Genomic DNA, 16,547 nt, shown 5'->3' on the forward strand with positions numbered 1-16,547 from the left:
TAGCGGTGCCGTGCAATCAGCGGTGCCGTGCCCGGCGGAAGATCCAGTGCCGCAGCATGCTGAACCGCACCGCCGTGGCCAGGAACCCGGACAGCGTGGTGGCCACGAGTTCGTCCCCTACCGTGGCGGCCGGGTTGAACCAGTGCAGTACGCCCAGGCTGCTGCCGGTGATTACCAGGGCCACGCCGATCACCACCAGGCCGTTGAGGTGGTCCCGCGTGCGGCGTTGCTGGCCCGCGATCTTGAAGGTCAGCCGCCGGTTCAGTGCCGTGTTCAGCAGGGATGTGAGGATCAGCGCCACCGCGTTGGCCAGCTGGGCGCCAAGCCAGGGCCGCAGCAGCGCGTAGATCCCCAGGGATGCGGCCGTGCAGATGACGCCTACACCGGAGAACCGGATCAGCTGGCGGACGACCGGAAAGCGCAGGATCCCCCGGTAGTGCCTGGTGGCGGGAAGGCGCCGGGTGGTGGTCTCCGGTCCTGGGGGTGCTGACGTTTCCTCCCTCACGCGGCCGCACCCGCAGCATGGTCAGTGCAGCAGGCCTTGAACGCGGACGGATGGCGCGCAGGGCGCAGGGAAAGACCCGCCACAGGTCAGTACAGCTCGCCCACGGGGATGTCCACTGCCAGCCGGTTGGACGGTCCGGGCAGGGGACAGGCCCATGCCTCGTTGTAGGCGCAGGATGGGTTGTAGGCGAAATTGAAGTCCAGGACGAAGGTGGCGTCGGGACCGCTGCCGTTGACACCGTGGAAGGCACCCTTGATGGTGTCCAGCAGGTAGCGGCCGGCCCCGTAACTTCCACCCGGCTGCCCGGCCGTGGCATCCCGGAACGGGACGAAGATGCCGCCGCCGTAGCCGTGGATCTTCCATACCCCCAGCTGGCCCATTTCCGGAAGATCGAAGGTGCCCAGACGGACAAGGTGGACCACGCCGTCGGTCCCCGTGTCTACGCTCAATTCCCGGCCGGTGCCTTCCTTGGTCAACGGGACGTGGAATCGGTAGATGGGATCGTAGTCGGCAGTCTTCAGGCCGGAGAAGTGCGCCTTGTCCGCGGCGGTCAGCGCGGATGCGGGGTGCGTGGCGAACATCAGGTCCCGTTGGTGGCGCCAGTATGAGTGCGCCTCGGACGGGCTCTCCGCGGAGATCCGGCGGACGGCGTCGTACAGCGCAAAGGTCCGCAGGCGCCAGTCGGCGACGTCCACGGCGGACATGTTCAGGGCGGAGGTGTCCGCGGGATTGTCTTCAGCTGCGCCGTTCTGCTCTTCCGCCATAGCTTCCAGCCTAGTCCCAGCCCGGGGTGGTAAATGTCCGACGGCGGCACGCCGGGCAGGTGCCAGGGCTTGGGGCTGCCCAGGTGGTTGGCGGAGGGGCGCCAGCAATGCGAAAAACACCCCCGCGTATGCGCAGGGAAGCGGACGGAGCGCCGCTAGGCTGGCTTCCATGACAGGCAAGGCAGCGTCCACCCTTCTTTCCGGCGCATCACTTGTTGCCGCCGCAATCCTGCTGGCGGCCTGCTCCGGGACACCGGCCGGAAGTCCTGGCTGGACAGCGCAGCCGGCATCATCGGGAGCGGCTGCGAACGGGGCGGCGACGCCGGGCAGCCCAACGCAGGAAGCGGCACCAGGAGACAGCGGCAGCAGCCCCGCGTCCACCTCCACAACGCCTGCCGGGCCGCAGGGCGCTGCCACCGCCGCTGCCTGGAAGACGTTCTCCGATTCCGCCAAGACGGTCAGCTTCGACCTGCCGGCGGACTGGATCGCCCAGTCCGTAGCACCGGAGGAGGGCGTCCTTCCCGGCGGCCTGAAGGTTGACGTGAAGAAGCCCGACGGATCATTCGTTGCCGCGCTCAGGACGGGACTCCCGCCGTCGTCCGGTGACTGCCCGGACAGCGCAAAGCACTCGTATACGGTGATCAGCAGCGTACCCTTCGAGTTCGCCGCGCAGGGCGGGGAGGGAACCATCCCGCCGCGGATGGTCTACCGGGTGATCCAGGGCTACCGCTACTTCGGTTCCTATGGCATCACCAACCTGGTGGGCGGAGCGGACGGGAAGGCCTGCGAGCTGCGGAATGTGGTGCGCGGCCCCGCAGGCAAGGGAGACTACTCCTTCGGCGACCTGGTGGCGCTTAGGGCCTTCGCTCCGGACGAGAAGGTGGCTCCGGCCAAGGCCTTCGACACCCTGGGCCAGGCCGCACAGTACGTCAACGAGAGCAGTGACTTCGCCAACGTGCAGCGGATGCTAATGTCGCTGAAGGTCAAGAACTAGTCCCGCTGCCCGCACTTACCAGGTGCCGGGGCAGGCGACTTTCCGTCCGCCCCCAACACCCCTGGAGAGACATGGAACGCTCTGTTTCCGCACGCCTGGTTTTCAGGACCATCGCCAACACCAAGGTGGCCATGGCCATCGCCGTAGCGAGGAACAGCGGCTACTCGTCATTCGAGGAATCACTGTCCGTGACTGCAGGCGGAGCGGACGTTCCGCTCACGGATGTTTCGGACCACCACGGCGGCCGGTTTCACTACATGGAGTTCGCCGAGCCCACCGATGTCACCGTGGAATACTCCGCCACGGTGACCGGGCGGGGCGTGCCGGAAGAGGCCAGCCTGGCAGACCGGATCCGGTACGTGCGGCCAAGCCGCTACGCCGAATCGGACCGGCTCCTGCCCACGTCGTACGCCGAGTTCGAGGGCGTTCAGGGCGCGGACCTGGTCCACGCCGTCCGCAACTGGGTCAACGGTGAACTGCGGTACATCAGCGGCTCCTCCCGCGGCACCGACGGTGCGGTGGAAACCCTGCTCAGCAGGCGTGGTGTCTGCCGGGACTTCGCCCACCTCGCCATCGCGCTGCTCCGTTCCAAGGACATCCCCGCCCGCCTGGCGGCCGTCTACGCCCCCGGCCTGAATCCCATGGATTTCCATGCCGTGGCGGAAGCCTATGTGGAGGGCGCCTGGCACATCATCGACCCCACGGGGCTGGCCCCGCGGGAGTCGATGCTGCGCATCACTGCCGGCCGCGACTCGTCGGACACGGCCTTCCTGTCCACGGTGGGCGGCAGCCTGGTGCTGAACCAGCTGCGCGTCACCGCGGTGGTCAACGGTGACCTGCCGGCCGAGGATCCCGCCCGGCTGGTCCAGCTCGGCTAGCGCTTCCGCGGCAGGGGCCCCAGCGAGTTCCGCAGTTTGTCCGTAAGCCGCATCAGTTCCTTTTGCTCGGCGGCCGTCAGGGCGGGACCCACCAGCGCCGAGATGTCCCGCACGTGCTCGCGGCCGATCTCCTTCTGCAGCTCCCGCCCTTCGTCGGTCAGCTTCAGCAGTACGCCCCGGCCGTCCTCCGGCGCGGGCATCCTGGCTACCAGCCCCCGCTTTTCGAGCCGCTCCACCAGCCTGCTCAGGCTGGACTGGCTCAACAGGACGTTGTCGTTGAGCTCGTTGAGCCGCAGCCAGCCGGACGGGCAGCGGGAGAGCGTGAACAGGACGTCGTACTCATTGAGTGCCACCTTCCGGAATGCCGGCGCGGACTGCAGCTTCCGCATCACGGCAACCTGGGCCCGGAACAGTGATTCCCAGGCTTCGGCCGCAAGCCGCACCGGCGATTCCGATCCTCCCGCGGCCATTACGCCTCCGAGGTGGCTTCTGCGGCATCCTGCGATGCCAGCAGGGCCGCCACGCGGCCGGCGTGGGTGGGCGGCTCCGGGACGTGTGCGGGCTTGAGGGCCGCGTACTCCTTGCGCAGGACGGGCAGGACTTCCTCGCCGAACAGGTCCAGCTGTTCCAGTACGGTCTTCAGGGGCAGGCCGGCATGGTCGATCAGGAACAGCTGGCGCTGGTAGTCACCGAAGTACTCGCGGAACGTCAGGGTCTTTTCGATGACCTCCTGGGGGCTGCCCACGGTCAGCGGGGTCTGCGAGGTGAAGTCCTCCAGGGACGGCCCGTGGCCGTAGACGGGGGCGTTGTCGAAGTACGGCCGGAATTCCTTCACGGCGTCCTGGGAGTTCTTCCGCATAAAGAACTGGCCCCCGAGGCCCACAATCGCCTGGTCCGCCTTGCCGTGGCCGTAGTGTTCGTACCGCTCGCGGTACAGGCCGATCAGCTGCTGGTAGTGCTCCTTGGGCCAGAAGATGTTGTTGGCGAAGAAACCGTCACCAAAGTAGGCCGCAACCTCGGCGATCTGCGGGGTACGGATGGAACCGTGCCATACGAAGGGCGCCACGCCGTCCAGCGGCCGGGGCGTGGAGGTGAAGTTCTGCAGCGGGGTGCGGAACTTGCCGGACCAGTTGACGGTGTCCTCATCCCAGAGCTTGCGCAGGAGGCTGTAGTTTTCGATGGCCAGCTCCACGCCGTCCTGGATGTTCTTGCCGAACCAGGGGTACACGGGGGCGGTGTTGCCGCGGCCCAGGACCAGGTCCACGCGCCCGTCCGCGAGGTGCTGGAGCATGGCGAAGTCCTCGGCGATCTTCACGGGGTCGTTCGTGGTGATCAGCGTGGTGGCCGTGGAGAGGATGATCCGCTCGGTCTGTGCTGCGATATACGCCAGGGTGGTGGTGGGGGAGGAGGAGAAGAAGGGCCGGTTATGGTGCTCGCCCAGGGCGTAGACATCCATGCCTATTTCCTCGACCTTTTTGGCGATGGCCACCGAGGCCTTGATGCGTTCGTGCTCGGTGGGGGTGCGGCCCGTGGTGGGGTCCGTGGTGATGTCGCTGACGCTGAAAACACCGATCTGCATGACAATGCCTTTCCGTTCCTGGACTTGCTGGGCTTGGTTCCACTCTAGACCAATTTAGATGCATTTGCATCTATCGCCTTCTGTAACGTCAGGCCGCGGTGATTATTCCCGGCCCAAGTCCAGCATCGGATCCTTTGTTAAAGAGCGATGCCCGCACCGCAGGGCGGTACGGGCATGCTTTGGCGGGACGGGCCCTATTCGGCGCCGCCGGGGGCCGCGCGGCGGCCGCTGACCTTGGGAACCTGGCCGGTGGTCCAGTCCCGGAACTCCGCGTCGACGTCGGAACCCGGGCCCGTCTTCACGCTGGCCTCCGGACGGGCCTGCAGGTCCTTCAGCAGTGCCTTCTTCTCCCGCCGCCCCTCCACCAGGCGGTACAGCACGGGGACCAGGATCAGGGTCAGGGCGGTGGAGGACACCAGGCCGCCGATGACCACCACCGCCAGCGGCTGCGAGATGAAGCCGCCACCGCCGGTGAGGCCCAAGGCCATGGGGGTCAGGGCGAACACGGTGGCCAGCGCCGTCATCAGGATGGGCCGCAGGCGTTGCCTTGCTCCGTTGGTGATGGCATCCTCCACGTTCATGCCGGGCCGGCCGTCGCGCGGCTGCCGGTACTGGTTGATCAGGTCGATCAGCACGATCGCGTTGGTGACCACGATGCCCACCAGCATCAGCATGCCGATCAGCGACGGCAGTCCCAGGGGCACTCCGGTGAGCAGGAGCAGGGCCACGGCACCGGTGGCCGCGAACGGAACCGAGACCAGCAGGATCAGCGGCTGGATGAGGGACTTGAAGGTGGCCACCATGATCACGTACACAATGGCGATGGCGGCCAGCAGGGCCAGGCCCAGCTGCCGGAAGGATTCGGCCTGCTGGGTGGTGGCGCCTCCGATCGTGGCGGTGACCCCCGGCGGCAGCTGGACATCGGCCAGGCGCTTCTGGACTTCGCCGTTCACCGCGCCCAGGTTGGAGCCCGACGGCGTGATGGACACCTTGGCGGTGCGCTCACCGTTGCTGGCGGTGATGGAGACGGGGACGTCCACCTGCTCCACGGTGGCGATGCTGCCCAGCGTCACCGGACGGCCGGCGGCAGGCAACGGGATGTTCCGGACCGCGTCAATGCTGGTGAACTTGGTGCCCTGGCCGATCCGGACGGGGAAGTCGTTGGTGTCGATCCGCACGGTCCCGGCCGGGATGGGGCTGATGGTGGATGCCAGGACCCCGGCGACCTGTTCCTCATTCAGGCCGGCGGCCGTGGCTTTGGCCCGGTCTACCTTGACCTGCACCACGGGGTTGCTGGCGGCAAGGTTGCTGGCCACTTCGCTGGTGCCGGGCACACCGGTCATGGCGGCGACCATGGTGTCGCTGGCGGCCCGCAGGTCGCCGCTGGTGGCAGCCTTCAGGGTGATGTCCACGGTGGAGGAGGTGCCGAAGCCGCCCTGCTGGGTGCCTACGGAAACCTTGCCGGCGTCGGGCACCTTGGCAAGCTCCGAGCGCACGGTGTCCTGGAGCCGTTCCTGGTCGGCCTTTTCATCCGTGACCACGGTGAAGGTGGAGTTGGAGGATCCGGTGGAGGTGAGGGCAGCGAAGCCGGCCTGCGCGTTGCCCGAGGTCACCTGGACGTCCTTGATGCCGTCGATGCCGCGCAGCACCTCCTCAAGGCGGATGGCGGCGGCACTCGTGTCCCCGAGGCTCGTTCCGGCCGGCAGCACCTGGCGGACCGTCAGGCTGTTCTGCCCGGAACTGCCCAGCAGGTTTGTGGCCAGCAGCGGGGTCATGGCAGCGGTGGCACCGAGTACCAGGACAGCGGCAACCAGGGTGATGACCGGGTGCTTCTGGGTTGACCGAAGGATGGGAAGGTAGCCGCGCTGCAGGCGGCTGCGCTGTTCGGCGTCGTGGGCCTTTGCCTTCGCCTCTTCCGCGATCCGCCGGGCATCCGCGGAACCTGCGGGCGCCCAGCCGGTCTTGGGGTTTTTGAGGAACCAGTAGGCGAGCACCGGAACGATGGTGAGGGAAACCAGCAGCGAGGCCAGCAGCGCCATGGTCACCGTCAGGGCAAACGGCCGGAACAGCTCGCCGGCAAGCTCGCCGACGAAGGCGATGGGCAGGAAGACCGCCACCGTGGTCAGGGTGGACGCCGTGATGGCGCCGGCCACCTCCCGGATGGCGGTGAGGATCGCCGTCGACTTTTCCTCACCGTAGCTAAGGTGCCGCTTGATATTTTCGATGACCACGATCGAGTCGTCCACCACGCGGCCGATCGCGATGGTCAGCGCGCCCAGCGTCAGGATGTTCAGGGAGTAGCCTGTGCCCGACAGCCCGATAAAGGTGATCAGCAGGGACAACGGGATGGACACCGCCGTGACCAGCGTGGAGCGGGCGGACATCAGGAACAGCAGGATGACGGCGACGGCGAACCCGAGACCCAGCAGGCCTTCGGTGGTGAGGTCCTTGATGGACTTTTCGATGAAGGGTGCCTGGTCGAAGACGGGGGTGAACTTGGCGTTGGAGCCCAGTTCCGCTTCCAGCTCGTTCAGCGAGTTACGCACCGCGTGCGAAATTGCCACCGTGTCGCCCTCGGGCTTCTTGGTCACGGAGACAGCCAGGGTCTCTGCCCCGTTGGTGCGGGTGATGGAGGTGCGTTCGTCGTCCTTGATCGAGACGTCGGCCACCGAGCCGATGGTCGCGGCATTTTTGGCGCCGGCCAAGGGCAGCGCCTTGATGGCATCCAGGGAATCCACCGGGCTGCCGATCTGCAGCGAGAGGGTCTTGCCCTGGTCCTCGAGGGTGCCCGCAGGAATCAGCGCGCCGTTGTTGGACAGGGCATCCCGGATGGCGGTGAGGGTTGTCCCTGCCGCCGCCATGGCGTCAGCCCGGGGGAGGATCTCGATGTGCTGGGTGGCGCCACCGGTCACATCGGCGCTGCGGACACCGTCAATTTTCTGCAGCCGGGGCACGCTGAGGCGCTGCAGGTCCGCGTTCAGGTCGCTGAGCGGCTTGTCCGAGGAGACGGCCAGGAAGACGATGGGGAAGTCGCTGATGCTGCCGGCGATGGCCTGCGGCTGGACGTCGCTGGGCAGGGTCCGCTTTGCGTTCGAGATGGCCCGGTCGATCTGGTTCCGGGCCCGGTCCAGGTTCGATCCGTAGGTGAACACCATGGTGATCTGGGAAACGCCGGTGCGCGACGTGGAGGAGGTGGATTCCAGCCCCTCCACACCGTTCAGCGCCTTCTCGAGCGGGCCGCTGACCTGCTTGTCCACCACCTCGGGCGATGCGCCGGGCATGGAGCTGAGCACCGTGATCTGCGGGAACTCAATGGAGGGGATGAGCTCCTGCTTCAGCGATGACATCGTGATCACGCCGAAGACCGAGGCGAAGACGGTGATCAGCGCGATCAGGGCCCGGTTCGCCAGGGAAAGGTGTGCCAGCCGGAACATGGGTGGTCTCCTGGGGGTCTAAGTGACTGGTACATGCCCTGGGGGTGCCAGCCACTGGCCCCGGCAGGGTCAGTGGCTGGCGGAAACGCTCTCCAGCTGGAGGGACTTGGCCGTGGCCCGTTCCAGCTCCGCGGCGAGGTCCGGATTCTCATCCAGCTTCACCCCGTAGCCGGGCATCATGTCCTTGAGCTTGGACTGCCAGCCCTTGAAGTTCCGGGGGAACGTCTTCTGGAGCAGCTCGATCATGATGGGGACAGCGGTCGAGGCTCCGGGCGAAGCGCCCAGGAGCGCGCCGATGGAGCCGTCGCGGCCGGCGATCACTTCGGTTCCGAACTGAAGGATGCCGCCCTTTTGCGGGTCTTTCTTGATGATCTGTACACGCTGGCCGGCGGTGATGAGTTCCCAATCCCCGCCCTTTGCCTCCGGGTAGTACTCGCGAAGCGCTTCGACCTTCTGGTCGTGCTTCTTAACCACTTCCTTCACCAGGTACGCGGTGAGGTCCATGTTGTCCTTCGCCACGGCAAGCATCGGGATGATGTTGCCCGGGCGGATGGACAGGGGCAGGTCCAGGTAGGAGCCGTTCTTGAGGAAGTTGGTGGAGAAGCCCGCGTACGGTCCGAACAGGAGGGAGCGCTTGCCGTTGACATAGCGGGTGTCCAGGTGCGGAACGGACATGGGGGGAGCGCCCACCGATGCCTGGCCGTACACCTTGGCGCTGTGCTGGGCGGCGATGGCCTCATCGGTGCAGCGGAAGAACTGGCCGGAGACGGGGAATCCACCGTAGCCTTTGCTCTCGGGGATGCCGGAGGCCTGGAGCAGGTGCAGGGCACCGCCGCCGGCGCCGACGAAGACGAACTTGGCGTGGATCTTGCCGTGTTCTCCGGACTTGGGGTGCTTCAGCGTCAGGTCCCAGCCGCCGTCGGACGCGCGGGTGATGCCGGTGACGTCGTGGCCGTAGTTGATCTCGACGCCGTTGTTCCCCATGTAGGTGATCAGTTCGCGGGTCAGCGCACCGAAGTCCACGTCGGTACCCTCGGCAGCGCGGGTGGCGGCGATGCGCTGCTGGGGGTCGCGCCCCTTGACGATCAGCGGGGCCCACTTGGCGATCTGCGCGTGGTCCTCGGAGAACTCCATGCTCCGGAACAGGGTGTGCGGCTTCAGTGCCTCGTAGCGGGTCTTCAGGAACCGGCTGTGGTCCTCGCCGATCACGAAGCTCATGTGCGGGACCGTGTTGATGAAGCCCTTGGGTGACCCGATGAGGTTGTTGTCCACCAGGTGGGACCAGAACTGGCGGGAGAGCTGGAACTGTTCGTTGATGAGCAGTGCCTTGGCGGGGTTGACCGAGCCGTCCTTGGCTGCGGGGGAGTAGTTGAGCTCGCAGAGGGCGGCGTGGCCCGTTCCTGCGTTGTTCCAGGGATCCGAGCTTTCGAGCCCCGGCTGGTCCAGCCGCTCGAACAGGGAGATGGTCCAGTCCGGCTCCAGCTGCTTGAGGAATGCCCCCAGCGTGGCGCTCATGATGCCGCCGCCTATAAGGACAACGTCGGCGTGTGGGGTCTTGGAAATGAAGGTCACGATCAGTCTCCGATTGCAGCGGCTCTGGCTGTCACAGAATATCCCCGCGCGGGCCGCATACTGAAATTGGCCCGGCCCGTCAAGACTTCAGCTGGACCTTGGTAAAAACTTCGTTTAAGACCGGGGATGCCGGGTAGCTCTGCACCCGGTCCGAGAGGGCCAGCGCGGAAATGGGGAAGGCGACGGGAACGGCCGGTACGGTCGCCGCTATCTGGGCATTGATGGTGTGATAAAGGTCATCCCGCTCCTTGCCGTCGGGCAGTCCACGGGCGCGGTTGATCTTGGAAAAGACCTGTGGATCCTGGTACCCGAACTCGCCGTTTTTCTCCCCGAAAAGCGGGCCCACGAAGTTGTCCGCGTCCGAGTAGGAGCCGTTCCAGCCGAGGATGTGGAATGCGTGGTCGCCGGCGGACTGGACCTTCTGCAGGTACCCGTCGGACCAGTCCACCGGGACGGGCCGGATGTTGAAGCCTACGGCGGTGAGCTGGCGGCTGAGTTCGGCGTAGACCTTCTCGGGGGTGGGCAGGTACGGCCGGGTGACGTTCAGGGGGTAGTAGAACTTCAGTTCCTCGCCCGCGTACCCCCCTTCCTTCAGATAGTCCTTGGCCCTTACCGGGTCGTGGCCCAGTGCCGGAGCTTCGTTGTTGAAGCCGCTGATCTTGGGCGGGACGAACTGTGTGGCCTTGGCGGTGTTGTCGATGAAGAACTTCCGGATCAGGGTTTCCTTGTCGATGGCAAGCTCCACCGCCTGCCGGATCTTCTGGTTCTGGAGTACCGGGATGTCCTGGTTCATGCCCACATACATCACCGAGAACGGGTCGCGCTGGACAATTTGCTTGCCGCGCTTCACCAGCTGGTCGAAGTTGCCGACGGTCACGGCGTCGTAGCCGTCGATCGTGCCATCCAGCAGCGCCTGGAGCCGGGTCTGCGGGTGGTTGTAGGCCAGGAAGTTGATGGTGGCGATCTGCCCGCGGTCGCCCCAGTAGTTCCGGTTGCTGGACAGGGTCACGTTGTCATTGCCCCAGGCAGCGAGGGTGAAGGGGCCCGTGCCCACGGGGGTTGTGGCGAATGCTGACATGGCCTGGCCGCCGCGGTTCTGGTCCAGGACATCGGCCTTTCCGGACGCAAGGGCCGCAGGCGATGCGATGGCAAAAGCCGGCAGTGTCAGTGCCTGGAGGAACGCGGTGAAGCGCTGGGTGAGGTCGATCTGCACGGTGTCCGGGGCAGGCGCCGTGCAGCTCTTGAAGATGGAGAGGCCGGGCTCGTCCGAGTGTGCCTTGAACACGCCCTTGAAGGAACTGCCCGGTGCCTGCTTCCGCAGTGCAACGGGGAAATTGAACCAGCGGTTGAAGTTGGTGCAGACGGCGTCGGCGTTGAAGGGGGTGCCGTCCTGGAAGGTGACTCCCGTGCGGAGTTTGAACGTGTAGGTCCGGCCGTCGTTGGACTCATTCCATTCGGTGGCCAGCAGCGGGGTGGGCTTGCCGGTGGTCTGGTCCACGCCCACCAGGCCTTCGAGGATCTGCCGGGTGATCCGCTGCGACTCCACGTCGTTGGACAGCGCCGGGTCCAGGCCCAGGGGCTGGGCGGCCGTACCGAAGTTGAAGGTCGCTGCAGGTTCTGCTGCCTTGGTGCTGGGGGTGCCGGAGGTGGGGGAGGGCGACGGCATGCCTGTGCATGACGTCACGCCCAGCGCCATGAGGACGGCACCGGCCTTGATGACCGTACGCCGCGAAGTACTGCTGGGCACTCGTTTATCACCTCTGGATGCTGCCGGCTCCGCCGCGTGCGGGCCGGGATCCAGTCTAGGGGACACGAGCCGGAGCCGGTCCCGGAAGGACACCCGGCGCGCCAAAGCCGGGTCCGCTGTTGCCAGCGGACCCGGCCTGGTGTTGGGGGGCCGTAAGGGGGCTTACTTGGGCATGAGGACCGAGTCGACCAGGTAGACCGTTGCGTTCTTGGTCTTGACGCCACCGCAGATCACGTTGGCGTTGTCCACCTTGAGGTTGTCACCGCTGCCGGTCACAGTCACTGAACCACCCTGGACCGTGGCATGGGTGCCGGCGATCTTGTCAGGGGTGATCTGGCCGGGGACCACGTGGTAGGTCAGGATCTTGCTCAGCAGGGCATCGTCCGTCTTCAGGGTCTCGATGGTGGCGGGATCGATCTTCTTGAAGGCGTCGTCCACCGGAGCGAAGACGGTGAATTCGCCACCGTTGAGGGTGTCCACCAGGTTGACCTTCGGGTTCAGCTTGCCGGAGACCGCCGCAGTCAGGGTGGTCAGGATGGGGTTGTTGGACGCTGCCACGGCCACCGGGTCAAGGGCCATGCCCTCCACCGAGCCTGCACCGGTGGGAACCTGCTTGGCATAGGCGGCGCAGCCGGGCCCAACCAGGTTGGCTGCCGGGTCCATCATGCCGGCCGAGGAGCTGGCGGAGGGGGACGCCATGGCGGAGCTGGACGGGGATGCCATGCTGGAGCTGGGGGCGGATGACATCGGCGCCGACGACGCCGAGGATCCTGAGGTGCTGCCCGAGCCGCCGCATGCGGTGAGGCTGAGCAGAGCGGCCGCTGCAACGCCTGCGACGGTGAAAGTGGTGCGCTTAAAGGTCTGCATTTCAGTTCTCCTTGATCGTTTGCCTGCCGCGGTCCGACATCGTGCTGTCGGCGTGCGGTCTGCCTTGCGGTAAGCACCTGCCCTTGGCTGGTGTCTCAATGGCTATTCGGCCGATGGGCAGCGGCGGATGGGTGGATCTTTGGAGTTTTTCGAATCGAAGCAGGAACCGGCGCAAAACCGGCGGCTGCTTAACGCAGGAATCCCCCGGCCGGGGCCGGGGGATTCCTCGGGTGCGCAAGGGGGGACTTGAACCCCCACGCCCGAAGGCACAGGAACCTAAATCCTGCGTGTCTGCCAATTTCACCACTCGCGCGCGTCATCGGTCGTGACAAAAGTACGACGGCGGATGACAGATCCCATTGTAGCGTCGCCCCGGCGGTGGCCGGGGCAGCCGGGGCCGGGTCAGGCGTCCAGGTTGAGGTCCCGCCTTAGCTTCGCCACGTGGCCCGTGGCCCGCACGTTGTACTGGGCCAGTGCCACCTTTCCTTCCGGGTCCACCACGATGGTGGACCGGATCAGGCCCTCGTAGGTCTTGCCGTAGTTCTTCTTTTCGCCCCAGGCGCCGTATGCCTCGGCCACCGCGTGGTCCGCATCGGAGAGCAGCGGAAACGTCAGGGACTCTTTCTCAGCAAACTTTGCGAGCTTTTCAACGGGGTCGGGTGAGATACCCAGGACATCGAAGCCGGCGGCCTGCAGGGAAGCCAGGCTGTCGCGGAAATCGCAGGCCTCCTTGGTGCAGCCGGGGGTGGAGGCGGCCGGGTAGAAGTAGACAATGGTGGAGCGTCCCGGCCGGGGGGCCAGGCTGACGTCCTTGCCGGTTGAATCCTGCAGGGTGAAAGCGGGTGCATTGTCGCCGGTAACGAGTCTTTCAGCCATTGTTTTTCTCCTTGTTGCGGGCGGGACACAACAGCCTAGTAAGCAGGTGGAGCGAGTGCTAATCGGCACTTGGTTATACTTGCTGCTATGCCTGATATGGATCACTGGCCCACAGGGCGCCTTCTGTCCACTGCTGCGCGCCTCGTCGAACACTCATGGAACGAAAAACTTGGCGCCATCGGACTCACCCACGCCGGTGTTATCGCCATCGAAGTCCTTGCCGCGCAGGGACCCATGACCCAGGCCCAACTAGCCCAATACGTCCGCGTCCAGGCCCAGACCATGGGCAAGACGCTCAGCCGGCTTGAGTCCCACGGCCACATCGCCAGGGTTCGCAGCACCTCGGACCGCAGGAGCCATGTGGTGTCGCTGACCGAGCAGGGCAAGGAAGCGGTTGCCCAGGCCGTGGAGATGGAGCGTTCGGTGCTGGCATCGGCGTCGATCGACCCTGAGCTGCTGCGCCAGGAACTCAAAGCCGTTGTGCGTGAACTCGCCAGCCAGTTCTCCACCACCCCCAGCAACGCCGGAGCCCTGATGGACAACATGGCAAAGTAGCCGCTGCCGCATTCGGCAGCCTAAGCGCGGGCCTGGTCTCACAGACCGGGCCGCGCTTTTTTGTGCCCCGCAGCCGCCCGCCGTCGTACTTTTCCACCCCACCATCGATTGCTCCGTACCTGTCGTTCTGAGGCGTGAAAACGACAGGTACTCAGCAATCGATAGGGGGGCGGGCAAAACAAAACAGCCCCGGTTTGTGTTTCCACAAACCGGGGCTGTTTTCCCAGTGGTGCACCCCCCGGGACTTGAACCCGGAACCCATTGATTAAGAGTCAATTGCTCTGCCAATTGAGCTAGAGGTGCATCTTCTTTGCTTCCATCTTCGGGCTTTTTCTTTCCCGTTGATCTCCGCAACGACATGAAACTCTACACGAACTTTTGGTGCAAGTGAAATCGGCCCCGCCGGAGGTCTCCGTGTCACCTCGAAGGCCGCAAAACCAGCACGAAATCAGGGTTTTCGTTGTTCGTCAGCAACCAAAAGCCACCCTCCGGAGTGCGGACTACGTCCCGGATCCGCCCGTACTGCCCTGTGAAATAGGCCACAGGAACTCCTGCTTCTGTCCCCGACAGCGGCACCACCCATAACCTCTCGCCACGGAGGGCTCCCAGGTAGGCGACGCCATCAACGATTTCCAGCCCACTGGGGGAGGACTCGCGGGTGGAGGGCCATACGACCTTTGCGTCCTGGAAGCCGGAGCGGTGAGGTGCGCCGGTGACTTCAGGCCAGCCGTAGTTGGCACCCGGCAGGATCAGGTTCAGTTCGTCGTCCACATCCGGTCCGAACTCGCTGGCCCACAGCCTGCCGGCGCTGTCCCAGGCCAGGCCCTGCACGTTGCGGTGGCCCAGGCTGTAGACGGCGTTGCCGAACGGATTGCCCGGTGCGGGACCACCCTCGGGCGTGAGCCGAAGTATCTTCCCGCCCAGGGCATTGCGGTCCTGGGGTTGGTCGCGGCGCTGGGCGTCGCCGGTGCCCACATAGAGGAACCCGTCTGGACCGAAGCGGATCCTGCCGCCGTTGTGGGTGCTGGCTTTGGGTATTCCCGGGAACACCGTTTGGGGTTGGCCAAGTACCAGGGAGCCGTCGGGAGCACTGTCGAGGACAAGCCGGACAATTCGGTTGTCCTCCTGGCCGGTCAGGTATGCGTACAGGTAGCGGTCCGAGGCAAACCGCGGGGAGAGCGCCAGGCCCAGGAGGCCGCCTTCGCCGCCGGCCACCACGCCAGGAACCTTCCCGGTGGTGGTGGCCTTCCCGTCCCGAACGGCTTTCAGCAGTGCTGTACCGCGCTCGGAGACGACGGCTGTGCCGTCCGGGAGGAAGACGGCAGCCCAGGGTGTGTCCAGCTGCACGTCAAGGCGCTCTTGGACTTCGGGCACAGGAGCGGGCGCACCAGGTGGAATGGGGACGACGCCGGTTCCCGCCGGAGTGCCGGAGCCGGCGGGGCTTGTGGCAGGTGCCGGCGCCGGGGTTCCTGTACAGGCAGCCACCACAAGGCAGGTGACCAGCCAGGAAAGGCCCGCCGCAAAGCGACGGGCCTTTGTCCTGCTAGAGCCGCTTGCGCCGGGGAGTGCGGAAGCCCGCGGCCTCGGCGTGGGCAGCGGATTCAAACCAGACTTCCGCCGTGGCCTGCTCATAGTCGGGGTGTCCTTCTTCGTAGTAGACCATCGCGGAGGCGTCACCCTTGACCGTGTAGTCCTCGGGGCCGCTCCCGTCGGGACCCGGTGCTGCTGAGCCGGCACCGTAGGGCTCGTCGGCTGCGAGGTGTCCGGAAGGTTCCGGGACGGCCGTGTACTGCCCTGGGGTGCTTGTCGATTCCTGCCCCTGGCCGGAGGGCTGGTGGTGGTCGGCCCCGTTCTCTACCAGTGCGGAAGAATGTGCTCGTTCCAGCGTTTCCGCCGCGCCGGTGCCGCCTGGGGCCGCGCCGGAGGAGGTTGGCTCAGCAGCCCCGCCCTGTGGGCCTGCTGAGCCGGAGGTGTCTGCCCGGTGCTGGGGTGCCTGCCCGCCGGCGGGTCCGGCAGCCGGTGTGCCGCCGTCGTCCACGCTTTCCACAGCTGCCGTTTCCGCGCCCGGAAGCGTGGGGGCGTGGGGCGCCGTGTATTCGTCATGGTGCACGGGGCGTGCCGTGGCGGGGGAGGGCTGGGCTGCGGGAGCCTCTGCCGCTGCACCCTGACGTGCGGGCGTTTCCGGGCCGGTGGTACCTGGGGAGGAGGGCGGCGTTGCCGTCCCGCTTGTGGTGGAGGAGCCGGAGCGGGATCCGGTCCCGGCCTCGGACCACTGGGTTTCCCACTCCGCCTTGTCGGCGGCAAGGTCAGCGGCCTCGTCCTGGCGCCGGTGTTCTTCCCGCCCGGCGCTGCTGCCCGAAGTGCCCTCGCTGGCCGTGGCGCGGTCCGCGGATCCTGCGGCGCCTGCCGCCGTTTCAGGCGTGGACGTGGCCGCGGAGTCCGCCGGCTCCTGGGCTGTTGTAGGGGCTGCCGGTTCAGCCGGCCGGCCGAATCCCGCTGCAGTGGGGATGCCGGTGGTTCCAGCGGCCTGGGCGGACGCCGCGGCGCTGCCGCCCCCAAGGGCCCCGTCGGTCCGGGTCCCGCCTGTCCCGGCTCCGGCTGACGGTCCGCCGGGCGGGTTGGCTTTTCTGTTGCGGTTCAGCAGCCACAGAATGATGGCGGCGACGATGACGATGAGGATGATCCAGAAAATAATGTCCATTGCAGGCCTTTCGGTCCAAGGTGTATGGGTGTCCTGCCCCGACGCTACGTCGGGTCACCACCGCTGTCCAGAGAC

Annotated in this window: 14 protein-coding genes and 2 tRNA genes; 3 read left to right on the top strand and 13 right to left on the bottom strand. The window is 66.2% G+C overall.

Annotated features, from left to right (window positions below; all coding sequences use genetic code 11):
* Positions 1-16 precede the first annotated feature (16 nt).
* Complete coding sequence (locus ACETK3_RS01770; protein WP_236798712.1) at positions 17-505, bottom strand: GtrA family protein; 489 nt, start codon at positions 503-505, stop codon at positions 17-19.
* A gap of 86 nt (positions 506-591) precedes the next feature.
* Positions 592-1,269, bottom strand: a complete 678-nt coding sequence (locus ACETK3_RS01775; protein WP_373992404.1) for a DUF1684 domain-containing protein — start codon at positions 1,267-1,269, stop codon at positions 592-594.
* Between the two features lie 169 nt (positions 1,270-1,438).
* On the opposite strand from ACETK3_RS01775, the gene ACETK3_RS01780 reads away from it, so the two are divergent.
* Both ACETK3_RS01780 and ACETK3_RS01785 read left to right on the top strand, forming a co-directional pair.
* The gene (locus ACETK3_RS01780) at positions 1,439-2,263 is read left to right on the top strand and encodes a hypothetical protein (RefSeq protein ID WP_373992405.1); all 825 of its coding nucleotides are present in this window, start codon (positions 1,439-1,441) and stop codon (positions 2,261-2,263) included.
* Positions 2,264-2,334: 71 nt separating this feature from the next.
* A complete protein-coding gene (locus tag ACETK3_RS01785; RefSeq protein ID WP_236798707.1) occupies positions 2,335-3,141 on the top strand; it encodes a transglutaminase family protein in 807 nt (268 codons plus the stop codon).
* Here ACETK3_RS01785 and ACETK3_RS01790 read toward each other — a convergent pair.
* From ACETK3_RS01790 to bcp, 8 genes are all read right to left on the bottom strand, one after another.
* Positions 3,138-3,611, bottom strand: a complete 474-nt coding sequence (locus tag ACETK3_RS01790) for a MarR family winged helix-turn-helix transcriptional regulator (RefSeq protein WP_237428472.1) — start codon at positions 3,609-3,611, stop codon at positions 3,138-3,140. The genes ACETK3_RS01785 and ACETK3_RS01790 overlap by 4 nt on opposite strands.
* Positions 3,611-4,720 (bottom strand): LLM class flavin-dependent oxidoreductase, encoded by a 1,110-nt coding sequence (locus tag ACETK3_RS01795; RefSeq protein WP_142133480.1) that lies wholly within the window; start codon positions 4,718-4,720, stop codon positions 3,611-3,613. Before ACETK3_RS01795 ends, ACETK3_RS01790 begins: the two co-directional genes overlap by 1 nt.
* Positions 4,721-4,914: 194 nt before the next feature.
* Positions 4,915-8,154, bottom strand: coding sequence for an efflux RND transporter permease subunit (locus tag ACETK3_RS01800; RefSeq protein WP_373992406.1), 3,240 nt, complete (start codon positions 8,152-8,154; stop codon positions 4,915-4,917).
* Between the two features lie 69 nt (positions 8,155-8,223).
* Positions 8,224-9,726, bottom strand: coding sequence for a malate:quinone oxidoreductase (locus ACETK3_RS01805; RefSeq protein ID WP_236798703.1), 1,503 nt, complete (start codon positions 9,724-9,726; stop codon positions 8,224-8,226).
* Positions 9,727-9,805: 79 nt separating this feature from the next.
* Positions 9,806-11,473, bottom strand: coding sequence for an ABC transporter substrate-binding protein (locus tag ACETK3_RS01810; RefSeq protein WP_237428469.1), 1,668 nt, complete (start codon positions 11,471-11,473; stop codon positions 9,806-9,808).
* Positions 11,474-11,635: 162 nt separating this feature from the next.
* Positions 11,636-12,340, bottom strand: a complete 705-nt coding sequence (locus ACETK3_RS01815; RefSeq protein ID WP_236798701.1) for a fasciclin domain-containing protein — start codon at positions 12,338-12,340, stop codon at positions 11,636-11,638.
* 231 nt (positions 12,341-12,571) lie between these two features.
* Positions 12,572-12,653 (bottom strand) — tRNA-Leu (locus ACETK3_RS01820).
* 89 nt (positions 12,654-12,742) lie between these two features.
* Positions 12,743-13,216, bottom strand: coding sequence for a thioredoxin-dependent thiol peroxidase (bcp, locus tag ACETK3_RS01825; protein ID WP_237428468.1), 474 nt, complete (start codon positions 13,214-13,216; stop codon positions 12,743-12,745).
* A gap of 96 nt (positions 13,217-13,312) precedes the next feature.
* Between bcp and ACETK3_RS01830 the strand changes: the two genes are divergently transcribed.
* Entirely contained in the window at positions 13,313-13,771 is a 459-nt protein-coding gene (locus tag ACETK3_RS01830) for a MarR family winged helix-turn-helix transcriptional regulator (protein ID WP_236802884.1), read from the top strand.
* A 227-nt stretch (positions 13,772-13,998) separates the two neighbouring features.
* On the opposite strand, the gene ACETK3_RS01835 is transcribed toward ACETK3_RS01830, so the two are convergent.
* The 3 genes from ACETK3_RS01835 to ACETK3_RS01845 all read right to left on the bottom strand — a co-directional run bounded on the left by ACETK3_RS01835 (position 13,999) and on the right by ACETK3_RS01845 (position 16,472).
* Positions 13,999-14,074: transfer RNA gene (locus tag ACETK3_RS01835), tRNA-Lys, on the bottom strand.
* A 114-nt stretch (positions 14,075-14,188) separates the two neighbouring features.
* Entirely contained in the window at positions 14,189-15,274 is a 1,086-nt protein-coding gene (locus ACETK3_RS01840; protein ID WP_373462121.1) for a PQQ-dependent sugar dehydrogenase, read from the bottom strand.
* Between the two features lie 40 nt (positions 15,275-15,314).
* Entirely contained in the window at positions 15,315-16,472 is a 1,158-nt protein-coding gene (locus ACETK3_RS01845; RefSeq protein ID WP_236798698.1) for a hypothetical protein, read from the bottom strand.
* Positions 16,473-16,547: the final 75 nt, after the last annotated feature.

This window comes from Arthrobacter sp. E44, from assembly GCF_041877125.1.
Classification (GTDB): domain Bacteria; phylum Actinomycetota; class Actinomycetes; order Actinomycetales; family Micrococcaceae; genus Arthrobacter.

What these genes read in the sequence shown, in the direction of transcription:
- ACETK3_RS01830 (WP_236802884.1), top strand. Translation starts at nt 13,313, where the DNA reads ATGGATCACTGGCCCACAGGGCGCCTTCTGTCCACTGCTGCGCGCCTC.
- ACETK3_RS01800 (WP_373992406.1), bottom strand. Translation starts at nt 8,154, where the DNA reads ATGTTCCGGCTGGCACACCTTTCCCTGGCGAACCGGGCCCTGATCGCG.
- ACETK3_RS01845 (WP_236798698.1), bottom strand. Translation starts at nt 16,472, where the DNA reads ATGGACATTATTTTCTGGATCATCCTCATCGTCATCGTCGCCGCCATC.
- ACETK3_RS01795 (WP_142133480.1), bottom strand. Translation starts at nt 4,720, where the DNA reads ATGCAGATCGGTGTTTTCAGCGTCAGCGACATCACCACGGACCCCACC.
- bcp (WP_237428468.1), bottom strand. Translation starts at nt 13,216, where the DNA reads ATGGCTGAAAGACTCGTTACCGGCGACAATGCACCCGCTTTCACCCTG.
- ACETK3_RS01775 (WP_373992404.1), bottom strand. Translation starts at nt 1,269, where the DNA reads ATGGCGGAAGAGCAGAACGGCGCAGCTGAAGACAATCCCGCGGACACC.
- ACETK3_RS01780 (WP_373992405.1), top strand. Translation starts at nt 1,439, where the DNA reads ATGACAGGCAAGGCAGCGTCCACCCTTCTTTCCGGCGCATCACTTGTT.
- ACETK3_RS01815 (WP_236798701.1), bottom strand. Translation starts at nt 12,340, where the DNA reads ATGCAGACCTTTAAGCGCACCACTTTCACCGTCGCAGGCGTTGCAGCG.
- ACETK3_RS01785 (WP_236798707.1), top strand. Translation starts at nt 2,335, where the DNA reads ATGGAACGCTCTGTTTCCGCACGCCTGGTTTTCAGGACCATCGCCAAC.
- ACETK3_RS01790 (WP_237428472.1), bottom strand. Translation starts at nt 3,611, where the DNA reads ATGGCCGCGGGAGGATCGGAATCGCCGGTGCGGCTTGCGGCCGAAGCC.